Annotated in this window: 11 protein-coding genes and 3 tRNA genes; 7 read left to right on the forward strand and 7 right to left on the reverse strand. The window is 56.6% G+C overall.

Translation table 11 applies throughout. From position 1 onward, the window contains the following. Positions 1 to 84 precede the first annotated feature (84 nt). The 4 genes from aspS to AC3IX4_RS22815 form a co-directional block, all read right to left on the reverse strand. The gene (aspS, locus tag AC3IX4_RS22800; protein WP_489257621.1) at positions 85 to 1,860 is read right to left on the reverse strand and encodes an aspartate--tRNA ligase; all 1,776 of its coding nucleotides are present in this window, start codon (positions 1,858 to 1,860) and stop codon (positions 85 to 87) included. A gap of 96 nt (positions 1,861 to 1,956) precedes the next feature. Beyond that, positions 1,957 to 2,178, reverse strand: a complete 222-nt coding sequence (locus AC3IX4_RS22805) for an FmdB family zinc ribbon protein (RefSeq protein ID WP_489257622.1) — start codon at positions 2,176 to 2,178, stop codon at positions 1,957 to 1,959. Between the two features lie 142 nt (positions 2,179 to 2,320). Continuing rightward, complete coding sequence (locus AC3IX4_RS22810; RefSeq protein WP_489257623.1) at positions 2,321 to 2,650, reverse strand: ribbon-helix-helix domain-containing protein; 330 nt, start codon at positions 2,648 to 2,650, stop codon at positions 2,321 to 2,323. Positions 2,651 to 2,931: 281 nt separating this feature from the next. Further along, the gene (locus AC3IX4_RS22815; RefSeq protein ID WP_489257624.1) at positions 2,932 to 3,405 is read right to left on the reverse strand and encodes a Dps family protein; all 474 of its coding nucleotides are present in this window, start codon (positions 3,403 to 3,405) and stop codon (positions 2,932 to 2,934) included. A 343-nt stretch (positions 3,406 to 3,748) separates the two neighbouring features. Here AC3IX4_RS22815 and AC3IX4_RS22820 point away from each other — a divergent pair, with 343 nt between their 5' ends. Continuing rightward, complete coding sequence (locus tag AC3IX4_RS22820; RefSeq protein WP_489257625.1) at positions 3,749 to 4,357, forward strand: cold-shock protein; 609 nt, start codon at positions 3,749 to 3,751, stop codon at positions 4,355 to 4,357. Positions 4,358 to 4,418: 61 nt separating this feature from the next. On the opposite strand, the gene AC3IX4_RS22825 is transcribed toward AC3IX4_RS22820, so the two are convergent. Together AC3IX4_RS22825 and AC3IX4_RS22830 are read right to left on the reverse strand one after the other, a co-directional pair. Then, positions 4,419 to 4,625, reverse strand: a complete 207-nt coding sequence (locus AC3IX4_RS22825; RefSeq protein ID WP_489257626.1) for a SlyX family protein — start codon at positions 4,623 to 4,625, stop codon at positions 4,419 to 4,421. Between the two features lie 3 nt (positions 4,626 to 4,628). Next, positions 4,629 to 5,060 carry an HIT domain-containing protein gene (locus tag AC3IX4_RS22830; RefSeq protein WP_489257627.1) on the reverse strand — a complete coding sequence of 144 codons (432 nt, stop codon included), beginning with the start codon at positions 5,058 to 5,060 and terminating at the stop codon, positions 4,629 to 4,631. An 811-nt stretch (positions 5,061 to 5,871) separates the two neighbouring features. Between AC3IX4_RS22830 and AC3IX4_RS22835 the strand changes: the two genes are divergently transcribed. The 3 genes from AC3IX4_RS22835 to AC3IX4_RS22845 all read left to right on the forward strand — a co-directional run bounded on the left by AC3IX4_RS22835 (position 5,872) and on the right by AC3IX4_RS22845 (position 10,017). Further along, positions 5,872 to 7,146, forward strand: coding sequence for an OprD family porin (locus tag AC3IX4_RS22835; protein ID WP_489257628.1), 1,275 nt, complete (start codon positions 5,872 to 5,874; stop codon positions 7,144 to 7,146). Positions 7,147 to 7,326: 180 nt separating this feature from the next. Continuing rightward, on the forward strand, positions 7,327 to 9,042 hold the full coding sequence (locus AC3IX4_RS22840; protein WP_489257629.1) for a proline--tRNA ligase: 1,716 nt from the start codon (positions 7,327 to 7,329) through the stop codon (positions 9,040 to 9,042). 18 nt (positions 9,043 to 9,060) lie between these two features. Further along, positions 9,061 to 10,017 (forward strand): hypothetical protein, encoded by a 957-nt coding sequence (locus tag AC3IX4_RS22845; protein ID WP_489257630.1) that lies wholly within the window; start codon positions 9,061 to 9,063, stop codon positions 10,015 to 10,017. A gap of 36 nt (positions 10,018 to 10,053) precedes the next feature. Here the strand turns inward: AC3IX4_RS22845 and dinB are convergent, their stop codons facing one another. Beyond that, positions 10,054 to 11,115, reverse strand: a complete 1,062-nt coding sequence (dinB, locus tag AC3IX4_RS22850) for a DNA polymerase IV (RefSeq protein ID WP_489257631.1) — start codon at positions 11,113 to 11,115, stop codon at positions 10,054 to 10,056. 259 nt (positions 11,116 to 11,374) lie between these two features. Here dinB and AC3IX4_RS22855 point away from each other — a divergent pair. The 3 genes from AC3IX4_RS22855 (at position 11,375) to AC3IX4_RS22865 (ending at position 11,871) form a co-directional block, all read left to right on the forward strand. Beyond that, positions 11,375 to 11,451, forward strand: a tRNA-Met gene (locus AC3IX4_RS22855). A gap of 133 nt (positions 11,452 to 11,584) precedes the next feature. After that, positions 11,585 to 11,661 (forward strand) — tRNA-Met (locus AC3IX4_RS22860). Positions 11,662 to 11,794: 133 nt separating this feature from the next. Next, positions 11,795 to 11,871, forward strand: a tRNA-Met gene (locus AC3IX4_RS22865). Positions 11,872 to 12,045: the final 174 nt, after the last annotated feature.

Below are 12,045 nucleotides of genomic sequence, written 5' to 3' on the forward strand. Positions count from 1 at the left end.
AAACAGTTGCCTACCCTGCTGCATTGTCAGGGCGCCCAGGTACCGACAAACAGAAAGGCGCACCGCAGTGCGCCTTGATCTGCCTTATTCGGCCTTGGGTTGCTCGCGCAAACGAATGTGCAGTTCGCGCAATGCCTTGCCATCCACCACGCCTGGCGCCTGAGTCATGACACAGGCAGCGCTCTGGGTTTTCGGGAAGGCGATCACTTCACGAATCGACTGGGCGCCGGTCATCAGCATCACCAGGCGATCCAGGCCGAAGGCCAGGCCACCGTGCGGCGGCGCGCCGTATTTCAGTGCGTCGAGCAGGAAGCCAAACTTCTCTTCCTGTTCCGCCGCTTCAATACCCAGCAGACGGAACACCGCCTGTTGCATTTCTTTGCGGTGGATACGGATAGAACCGCCGCCCAGCTCAGTACCGTTCAGAACCATGTCGTAGGCGCGAGACAAGGCTGCGCCCGGGTTGGCCTGCAGCTCTTCTGGCGAGCACTTGGGTGCCGTGAACGGGTGGTGCAAGGCGGCGAAGCTACCGTCGTCGTTCTCTTCGAACATCGGGAAGTCGACAACCCACAGTGGCGCCCAGTCGGTCGTCAGCAGGTTGAGGTCGTGACCGACCTTGATACGCAGAGCGCCCAGCGCTTCACTGACGATCTTGGCCTTGTCGGCGCCGAAGAACACGATATCGCCATCAACCGCACCGACGCGATCAAGGATCACGTTCAGGTTGGCCTCTGGAATGTTCTTGACGATTGGCGATTGCAGGCCTTCGACGCCCTTGGCGCGCTCGTTGACCTTGATGTAGGCCAGGCCCTTGGCACCGTAGATACCGACAAACTTGGTGTAGTCGTCGATTTGCTTACGCGGCATGCTCGCCGCGCCCGGTACACGCAATGCCGCGACACGGCATTTCGGGTCGTTGGCCGGGCCGCTGAACACCTTGAAATCAACAGCCTGCAACTGATCGGCAACATCAACCAGCTCCAGCGGAATACGCAGGTCCGGCTTGTCCGAACCGTAGCGACGCATGGCTTCGTCCCACGTCATGTGCGGGAAGTCGCCGAAATCCAGATCCAGCACTTCCTTGAACAGCTTGCGGATCATGGACTCGGTCAAGCCCATGATTTCGCTTTCGTTGAGGAAGCTGGTCTCGATGTCGATCTGGGTGAATTCCGGCTGGCGGTCTGCACGCAGGTCTTCATCGCGGAAGCATTTGGCGATCTGGTAGTAGCGGTCGAAGCCAGCCACCATCAGCAGCTGCTTGAACAGCTGGGGCGATTGAGGCAAGGCGAAGAAGCTGCCAGCGTGGGTACGGCTCGGCACCAGGTAGTCACGCGCACCTTCCGGGGTAGCCCGGGTCAGGATTGGCGTCTCGACATCCAAAAAGCCGTTTTCGTCGAGGAAGCGACGAATGCTGGTGGTGATGCGCGAGCGCAGACGCAGCTTTTCAGCCATTTCCGGACGGCGCAGGTCGATGAAGCGATAACGCAGGCGAGTTTCCTCACCCACGTCGGAAAATTCGTTGAGCGGGAACGGCGGGGTTTCCGCTTCGTTCAATACAGTCAGCTCGTAGCCCAGCACTTCAATAGCGCCGGAAGCCATGTTGGCATTGACCGCGCCAGCCGGACGAGGACGGACCTTACCGGTGATCTTGACCACATATTCGCTGCGCACGCGGTCGGCAGCAGCAAAGGATTCTGCGCGATCCGGGTCGAAGACGACCTGGGCCATGCCTTCACGATCACGGATGTCGAGGAAAATAACCCCGCCGTGGTCGCGGCGACGATGGACCCATCCGCAAAGGGTAATTTCCTGACCGTCCAGGCTCTCGTTCAGTTGGCCGCAATAATGGCTGCGCATCATGATGGTGGTTTCGCTTCTCGTGATTCGAATGTTCGGTGGAGGCCTTACTGGCCGCAAGGGGGGCTTATAGTGCAAGAGCCCAAGGGTCAGTTCAACTCAATCGGACTTGTCGCCGCCCGCCAGGTTCTTTTTAGTCCCGGTTTTGAAGTCGGTTTCGTACCAGCCGGTTCCGCCCAGGCGAAAGCCTGGCATGGACAGCATCTTCTTGAGCTCCGGCGCCTGGCAGGCTGGGCAGTCTGTCAGTGGCGTATCGCTGATTTTCTGGATGGCTTCGAGCTGGTGATTGCAGGAAGCACACTGATAGTCATACATGGGCATGGGCGTGTCTCGACAACCTGGACGCGAAGGCGCAAACCGCGCCTGACGACAAAAAGCGAGATTATATAGGGTTCAAGGGGGACTGTGCAGCCGTATGGCGCAACTGCTCGCCCACCGGTTGCCAGCCCACCCACTTCGGGCGTCATGAAGCACTGGCAGGCCTGAGTAAATGCACCACACAGATGACTCGAACCAGCCCACTGAAGTTCTTGACCCCGCCGTGGCGCAGGTGAACCTCGCGGTCAACATACGAAAGAATCGCGTTGACCGAACAGTTATTGGTCTTGGCGATACCCTCCAGAATCTTCCAGTACACCACTTCCAGGCGCAGGCACGTGGCGAAGCCGTTCAACCTCACCGACTTGGACCGCGGCAAGGCCAAGTTCATATTGAAGTTTTCATCAAAGGGATCAATCCCCGCTTTTTGCAGCCGTCCTGCCACACTGACAACACGCTCAAATGCACGCGACATAATTTCACCATTCCTTTGGCAAACTACTCAAAAGGGCATTCCATTCATTCATGACCACAGCGTTATCAAAACAGCAGCCAATAATGCCCCACTAGCAGATAGGACTCTTTTTATACGTAGGACGCATCCACAAAACGACCGCGACCTCTTCACCCGCCCGAACGTTGATTCACCACGCCTGATCAATATTCCACGAGACAGAAACGCCGAAGGCCCGCCTCACCGAGTCAAGTGGGGCGGGCCTTCGCGGCAGGTTCAGGCGCTTTGGCGCGCCCGGCGACTTAGTGGTTTTCCAGCAAGGCGCGCAGCATCCACGCTGTTTTTTCATGAACTTGCATACGCTGAGTCAGGAGGTCCGCGGTCGGCTCATCACTGACTTTATCGAGCAGTGGAAAGATTCCCCGAGCCGTACGCGTAACGGCTTCCTGACCCTGGACCAACTGCTTGATCATTTCCTCGGCCGCCGGCACGCCTTCTTCTTCCTTGATAGAGGAAAGTCGGGCATAGGTGGAATAAGTACCCGGTGCCGGGAAGCCCAATGCACGAATACGCTCGGCAATAGAATCAACGGCCAAGGCCAGCTCGTTATATTGCTCCTCGAACATTAAGTGCAGGGTGCGGAACATGGGGCCCGTGACGTTCCAGTGAAAATTGTGCGTCTTCAGGTAAAGCACATACGTATCAGACAACAGCCGGGACAAACCTTCCACGATCGATTTGCGGTCTTCTTCACTAATACCGATATCAATTGCCATATACAGCTCCTTTTCGGATGGTTTTACCGCGTGCTACCCACCCCACTCTATCAAGACTCAGTGCCCCCTGCAGCCTTCGGAGCGTCGCAAACCTTGGCCTGGGCCAAACCCGAGACAGGTCGAAACCCGGCTCCTTGTCCCTACGCAGTCAACCGTTCAGGCCCCTGATTTGAGTCGCTATGCCGTTTGCTGTTAAATAGGCAGCGTGCCGCCCTTGCCGTTTTTTTTCTGGCCGGAGCGCCATAGGCTGACTTTTACCGCCACGTAGCGTGCACCTCCTTTATATAAGCGCGCGACGTGAATTCAGCTATTCCTGTGATCTGCCTAACGTGAGTCATTCAAAATGTTAAAAATCGTCCACCTCCTGACAGGCGCAGCAGCCTTGCTGTTGTCCTTTATTCCCAGCTTGCGAACCGAAGCAATCCCCTACCTGCAAGAACCCGATGCGCTTTACCTGGCCTTGTTCGGCCTGCTTAACCTGACCATTGCTCCAATGACCCAACACCCCCGCTACGGCCTGCGTCGTCACCTGCAAAGCCTTGCCAGCGCACTGCTGATCCTGACCGTCGTGCTACAGACCCTGACCCTGTTGGCTCGCCCGGAAATCGGCGGCTACCCGGCCATTCTGTTCAGCCTGCTGTGCGCGGTAGTGGCAACGCTTCTGCACGTCTTCGTCAGCCTCTACACCCCTCGTACACGCACCAGTTCCGCGCCGTCGTCCGAGTACGATATGAGCAATCGCGATACCGGTACCGTGAAGTGGTTCAACACATCCAAAGGCTTTGGCTTTATCTCCCGGGATTCGGGCGATGACATTTTTGTCCACTTCCGCGCCATTCGTGGCGAAGGCCATAGGGTTTTGGTCGAAGGTCAGCGTGTCGAGTTTTCGGTAATGAATCGAGACAAAGGCCTGCAAGCCGAAGATGTGATCGCCGCCGCTCCGCGACGCTAATCTCGGCCCACAAAAAAGCCCGCAACGTGTGCGGGCTTTTTTGTGGATAACGAAAAGCGCTTCAATAATGTGGCGGTGGCGCATCCTCGCTTTCGATCTGGAATTGCCCCTGCATCTCTTCGTGACGCTTGATCAGCGCCGCCATCTGCAATTTCAGGCGCTCAACCACCCGCTGCTGCTCCACCAGTACGTCATTGAGCGTTTGCAAGGTGTCATCCTGAAAAGCCAGGCGACTCTCAAGTTCTGTAACGCGCGCTTCCAGACTCATGATTCAACCCTCCAAAAACACAAAACCTTCCACCCCATTCAATATCGGCTTTAGGCGATTGCGAATCACTTCCACTTGAGCGACTGTGTACTCCACTGCTGGGTGACGCCCCCAGACAGGTGCCGGCCAAGCAATATCGTCGCGCTGGCGAACTATTACATGCATATGTAACTGACTGACTACATTCCCCAAGGTTGCCACATTCATCTTTTCAGCCATGAACTCAGCCTTCAGAATTTTCGCCAAGACTGTAGTCTCTTTCCACAACTGCACTTGATCCGCCTCACCAAGATCGAACACTTCGCTGATGCCTGGCACACGAGGCACAAGAATAAACCAGGGATAGTTCGCATCTCGGGACAACAGCAACTGGCAAAGAGGGAAGTCGCCAAGTGGCAAGGTATCTTGTTGAAGCCGCGAATCGAGTACGAACACCTGAAACCTCCAAAACAGCTAATAAATAAGCAGCGCTCCCAGCCAAGCCAGGCAAAAAGCGTGTCACTCAGGATACCCGTGAATGCTCCGCCTGGCACCGACAAGCCACCACCCCACCACCATCTGTGTACCGTATACCAAAAACCAGAACAGAATTTGTTACCGTGCCGATCACATTTAGCACCAAAATAGTGCAAACAGGCTGAAAAACCTATCCCAGAAGGCCCGCGGTGTAACCGCGCAAAGCCAAAAGCGGCCTGCACGCTACTTTTTTGCACCAAAATCAGACCAACATCAGCCTGCCTCTCCCTTTTTTATCCGCCATTTACCCAATTCCGCGGCTACGAAGGTAACGATCCGCCTGCACCCCTGCCGCCAGCCTTATTACCCAAGGTGAGTCAAGCTGAAACAAATAGTTCTTAGCCCCCAATGTTTTCGGGGCTTTTGTCAGAAAAAACGAAAAAAAGTGAAAAAAATGCACACCCTTGGCATGCCTGTGCACGCTTATTGCATAGCCACTTCGCATAGTCGGCAAGCCCCCCGTGAGGACCACGGCGAACTGCGACAAATCACAACGGCGGCATGGAGTGACCGCGTGTTTCGACCCTGACTCAATAGGTCGAGTTTGCGACATGGACACAACTTTTTGCGACACGGTCGTAAAGAAGCCAAAAGGATTGTTTTGCAAGTATCGCCAATATTGGTCAGCGTGATATAAGTTTGCGCCGACACAAAAAGAAAGAGCCGCCCAGATAAAAACATCAGGTGGGACGGCAGTACTCTTCCTAAAAAACCAAAGGAGCAAATCACGATGCGCGTGATGAAGTGGAGCATGATCGCCCTCGCCGTAGCAGCAGCAAGCGGCACTCAAATGGCTAGCGCCTCCAGCCAGTCCGAATCCAAGGGCTTTGTTGACGACAGCACGTTCAACGTGACAACTCGTGCGCTTTATTTCAGCCGCGACTTCCGCAACAGCCCACCGGGTTCGAAAAGCTACACCCGCGAAACAGGCCTGGGCTTCAACGCTCTGTATGAATCCGGCTTTACCCAAGGCACCGTAGGCTTCGGCGTTGACGCCATCGGCTTGCTGGGCGTGAAACTGGACAGTGGCCGCGGCCGTAATGGCACCGGCCTGTTCCCTACCGGCTCTGACGGCCGGTCGCAGGACGACTACTCCGAAGCGGGCGGCGCGGTCAAATTGCGCATCTCCGACACCGTGCTCAAGTATGGCGACCAGTACACGACTGTTCCGGTCTTCGCTACCGATGACAGCCGCCTGCTGCCAGAAGTCGCTGAAGGCTTCTCGCTGAACAGCAAGGAAATCGCTGGCCTGGACCTGAACGCCGGTCACTTCACCGCGATCAACGCCCAAGACCAGACCTTCCATGACAGCCTGGGCCTGACCAAGACCGACTTCGTCGGTGGCACCTATGCCATCACCGACGGTCTGAGCGCCAGCCTGTACTACGCAAAAACCGAAGATTTCTGGAAAAAGTGGTACACCAACGTCAACTACGCCATGCCACTGGGTGAAGGCTCTGGCCTGGTGTTCGACTTCAACCTCTACAACACCAAGAGCGACGGCGCTGCCAACTACACCGCGTTCGACGGCGACGAGCTGGACAACAACGCGTACAGCCTGTCGGCAGCCTACACCTTCCTGACCGCCCACACCTTCACCCTGGCCTACCAGAAAGTGTCCGGCGACGGCGACTACGGTTACGGCGTAGACGGTGGCGGCACCATCTTCCTGGCCAACTCCATCGCTCGTTCCGACTTCAACGCCGAAAACGAGAAGTCCTACCAGGCTCGTTACGACCTGAACATGGCAACCTTCGGCGTTCCAGGCCTGAGCTTCATGGCTCGCTACGTCAAAGGTACCGACGCACACGTTGCCGGCACCGACAACGGCAAAGAGTGGGAACGCGACATCGAAGCCAAATACGTCTTCCAGGAAGGTCCTGCAAAAGACCTGAGCCTGCGCGTACGTCAAGCGACCTACCGCTCGGCCGATGGCGTCTACTACGGTTCGCCTTCGATCGACGAGCTGCGCCTGATCGCTCAGTACCCACTGAACATTCTGTAATTACAGAAATCAGCGCGTCGCAACACCCCGAAAGCCCGGCTCTGCCGGGCTTTCTCTTTATATGAGGGAATTGGCCCGACGCAATGAGCCGCCTCATGCCCGCGCATGCCTGTACGCGATCGAATCACCACCGTACAATGCCGGGTCATTTCAGTCTTCAGCAACCGACAACGGCCAACCATGCGCACCAGTCAATATTTGCTCGCCACTCAGAAAGAAACCCCTTCCGACGCGGTCGTCATCAGCCACCAGCTCATGCTGCGGGCCGGCATGATCCGCAAACTCGCATCCGGTCTCTACACCTGGCTGCCGATGGGCCTTCGGGTGATGCGCAAGGTCGAGGCCGTCGTACGCGAAGAAATGAACGCCGCGGGCGCCCTTGAAGTGCTGATGCCCGGCATCCAGCCTGCCGAACTGTGGCAGGAATCCGGCCGCTGGGAACAGTACGGCCCGGAACTGCTGCGCATGAAGGATCGCAATGATCGCGATTTCTGCGCAGGGCCAACCCATGAAGAAGTGATCACGGATCTGGCGCGCAACGAGCTGAACAGCTACAAGCAGCTGCCAATCAACCTGTATCAGATCCAGACCAAATTCCGTGACGAGATTCGTCCACGCTTCGGCCTGATGCGCGGTCGCGAGTTCATCATGAAGGACGCCTACTCCTTCCATGTGGACCAGGCATCCCTGCAAGTCACTTACGATCGCATGCACCAGGCCTACTGCAACGTATTCACCCGCCTGGGCCTGAACTTCCGCCCTGTAGAAGCCGACAACGGCTCCATCGGCGGTGCCGGCTCCCACGAATTCCACGTGCTGGCCGACTCGGGTGAAGACGATATTGTCTTCAGCGACACTTCCGACTACGCCGCCAACATCGAAAAAGCCGAGGCACTGCCTCGCGAAAAATCGCGCCTGGCCGCCACCGAAGAACTGCGCTTGGTCGACACCCCGGATGCCAAGACTATTGCCCAGTTGGTAGAAGGTTATGGCCTGCCGATCGAGAAAACCATCAAGACCCTGATCGTCCACGCGGCCGAAGAAGGCAAGCTGGTTGCGCTGATCATCCGTGGCGACCACGAGCTCAACGAGATCAAGGCAGGTAACCTGGAGCAGGTCGCAAGCCCACTGGTCATGGCCTCCGATGCCGAACTGCGTGCCGCGATCGGCGCCGGTGCAGGCTCCCTGGGCCCATTGAACCTGCCACTGCCTTGCATCATCGACCGTTCGGTTGAACTGATGAGCGACTTCGCCATTGGTGCCAACATCGACGACAAGCACTATTTCGGCGTGAACTGGGAGCGCGACCTACCCGTCCCTACCGTTGCCGACCTGCGCAATGTGGTCGAAGGCGACCCAAGCCCGGACGGCCAGGGCAACGTGGTGATCAAGCGTGGCATCGAAGTGGGCCATATCTTCCAGCTGGGCACCAAGTACAGCGAAGCCATGAAATGCCAGGTGCTGGGTGAAAACGGCAAGCCCGTCACCCTGACCATGGGTTGCTACGGCATTGGCGTGTCTCGCGTGGTGGCTGCAGCGATCGAGCAAAACTACGACGAGGGCGGCATCATCTGGAGCGACACCCTGGCGCCCTTCCAAATTGCCCTGGTTCCCCTTCGCTACGAGACTGATGCGGTTCGTGAAGCCACCGACAAGCTCTACGCGGAACTGACCGCTGCCGGCTTCGAAGTGCTGCTGGATGATCGCGACAAGAAGACCAGCCCAGGCATCAAGTTTGCCGACATGGAACTGATCGGCATTCCGCATCGCATCGTTGTCAGCGATCGCGGCCTGGCTGACGGCAATCTTGAATACAAGAGCCGGACTGAAGGTGAGGCGCACGCCGTGCCCGTTGCCGAGGCCCTGTCGTTCCTGCAAGCCCGCATTCGTCGCTGATTACTACCAAGAGCAATCATGTTCAAGCGAAGTACCATTCAACTCGGGGGCGCCGCACTGTGCGGCGCCATGTTGCTCAGCGGATGTGCCAACCACATGTCCCAGCGCAGCGAACACGAGGACCGTGTCGAGCGTAAATTGCTCGAGCACAGCCTGCAGATCGATGTTGGCGAGCCCAAGGTGCTTGAGCTGCCGCAACGCCGGGTTCGTATTCACGAGCAAAAGACCTTCGAAATCACCGAGTTCGAAGTGAGCCGGCGCTATGATCGCTACACCCCCTACCAGCCTTGGCGGGAAATCTACGAGATTCCGCTGGGCGCAGTGGCGGTGGTGGCTGGCATTGGCGCCAATGTTGTCAACGTGTTCGCGCTGGGGACCTTGCCCGACAGCGTTACGCGGGATTGGCTGAGTTATGGCTTTGCCGGGCTCAACCCGCTCATGAACACGCAGTCCAATGGTCGCGCCCAGCAAAACCTGGCCGGTATCGACGAAACCCAACGGGACAAGCGTCGCGAGTACACCAGCTTGCCGTGGAGCGAACGCCCGGTCGAGGTCCAGGCCGGCAAGAAGTCCTACGACTTGAGCACTGATCGTAACGGCGTACTGCGCTTGAACCTGCTGGACAGCCCGTTTTCAGAGCAGGATCTGACCCACGTCGGCACCTTGCACTTGCGTATCAGCGATGAAGACGAAAGCACCCACGCCGATGCCAGCCTGCTTCTGAGCGGGCAACTGCGCAGCAAGCTAGTCGAAGCCCACGCCCTGATTTTCGATGATCTGGAAGGTGATGATGTCGGTCAATGGGTTCATCGAGTCAAGCGCCTGTCGGAGCTTGGCATGGAAGAAGAAGCCAGCGAGCTGGAGCAAAGCCTGATCGAGCTGACTCGCAACGATCCAGAGCTGCAACAAGAGTTTCTCAAATCGCTGACTAAAAATGCGGGCCGACTGGTTGCCGATCCAGGCTCCTTCAATTGAAATGAAGCCTGTGCCGCACCTGCGGCCCAGGCTGTTTCACAGCTCGAACAGCTCCAGCTGTTCATGGGCGCCACGCAGATCCTGCAAACGCACTCCTACCCCCAAGAGCCGCACAGGTTTGTCGCCGCGTGCGAACGCCTGAGTCATCAGTTGCTGGTAACTTTCCAGATCTCGCCCGGCGCCCGCCTGCTCAAGCGTGGTTTGGGTGAAGTCATGAAACTTGACCTTCACAAAGGGCTTGCCAGGCCGATAGCTGTCGTCGATTCGAGCCATGCGGCCAGCCAGCGACTCCAGAAGCTCCGGTAACCGCTGCAGGCAACTGGCCAAGTCAGGCAAATCAACGTCATAGGTATTCTCGACGCTGACAGACTGGCGGCGACTGTCGTTCTGCACAGGGCGATCATCGATACCTCGGGCCAAGCTCCAAAGCCGCTCGCCGAAACTGCCAAACTCACGAACCAGCGCCAACTTGGCCCAGCCGCGCAAATCGCTGCAGTTCAAGATTCCCAGACGACCCAACTTGTCAGCGGTGACCTTGCCGACGCCATGCAGCTTGCTAACCGCCAGCGTCGCGACGAAGTCCTCAACGTCAGCTGGCGTAATCACAAACAGACCATTGGGTTTACGCCAATCGCTGGCGATTTTGGCAAGAAACTTGTTTGGCGCGACCCCCGCAGACACCGTGATGTGCAGCTGTTGAGCGACCTTGCGACGAATGTCTTCGGCTATTCGAGTTGCGCTGCCAGCAAAATGCGGGCTCTGGGAAACGTCCAGATAGGCTTCATCCAAGGACAAGGGTTCGATCAAGTCGGTGTAATCGCGAAAGATACCCTGGATTTCCCGCGACACCTCTTTATAGACATCCATGCGCGGCTTGACGATCAACAGGTCCGGGCACAGCTTCAAGGCATGACCAGACGCCATGGCCGAGCGCACACCAAAGGCTCTTGCCTCATAGTTGCAGGTGGCGATCACTCCGCGCCGATCCGCAGAGCCCCCCACCGCCATGGGCTTGCCAGCGAGCGCCGGGTTGTCACGCATTTCGATAGCCGCGTAGAAGCAATCGCAGTCGACATGAATGATTTTGCGTTGGGTCATGGCTCGCCGTGGCATTTATATAAAGGAGAATATCCTGGGCAGTATCTCATTGCCTCACCCCTCCTACATCCACTGCGTTGGTTTCCCATCTCACTAGATAATAAATTTGAACACGAAAAAACTCTCGAACTGCCCTGAAAGGCCCGTCGCACCTGACTTCTCGGCCCACTTGACGACGCTAAGCATCTGAACGAAAAAGAATTTCCTGAAACTAGCATTTGACAAGACGGCCGAACGCTGTAGAATTCGATCACACAGACGCGGGATGGAGCAGTCTGGTAGCTCGTCGGGCTCATAACCCGAAGGTCGTCGGTTCAAATCCGGCTCCCGCAACCAGTTATACGAGAAAGGCCACTTGAAAAAGTGGCCTTTTTTCGTTGTGCGCATTTTAACCGAGCCGGCTAATTTATCTATTTTCTTTATTAATCATTGACATGGCAGTCGTTCTCTATAGAATGCGCCACACAGACGCGGGATGGAGCAGTCTGGTAGCTCGTCGGGCTCATAACCCGAAGGTCGTCGGTTCAAATCCGGCTCCCGCAACCAGTTATACGAGAAAGGCCACTTGAAAAAGTGGCCTTTTTTCGTTGTGCGCATTTTGACCGCGCAGACTAATTTATCTATTTTCGTTATTAATCATTGCTATAGCTGCCATTCTCTATAGAATGCGCCACACAGACGCGGGATGGAGCAGTCTGGTAGCTCGTCGGGCTCATAACCCGAAGGTCGTCGGTTCAAATCCGGCTCCCGCAACCAGTTATACGAGAAAGGCCACTTGAAAAAGTGGCCTTTTTTCGTTGTGCCAAAAAAAACCCCTATGCTTGCAACGATAGCCTTGGCAGCCTCGATGAATATTTTTCCATGGAAACGGCCTGCCATCGCCTAGTCATCAGTATGTGCGTAACATTCAGAATTATTTTTCCATAGGGA

This window comes from Pseudomonas sp. KH_021 (assembly GCF_057838865.1).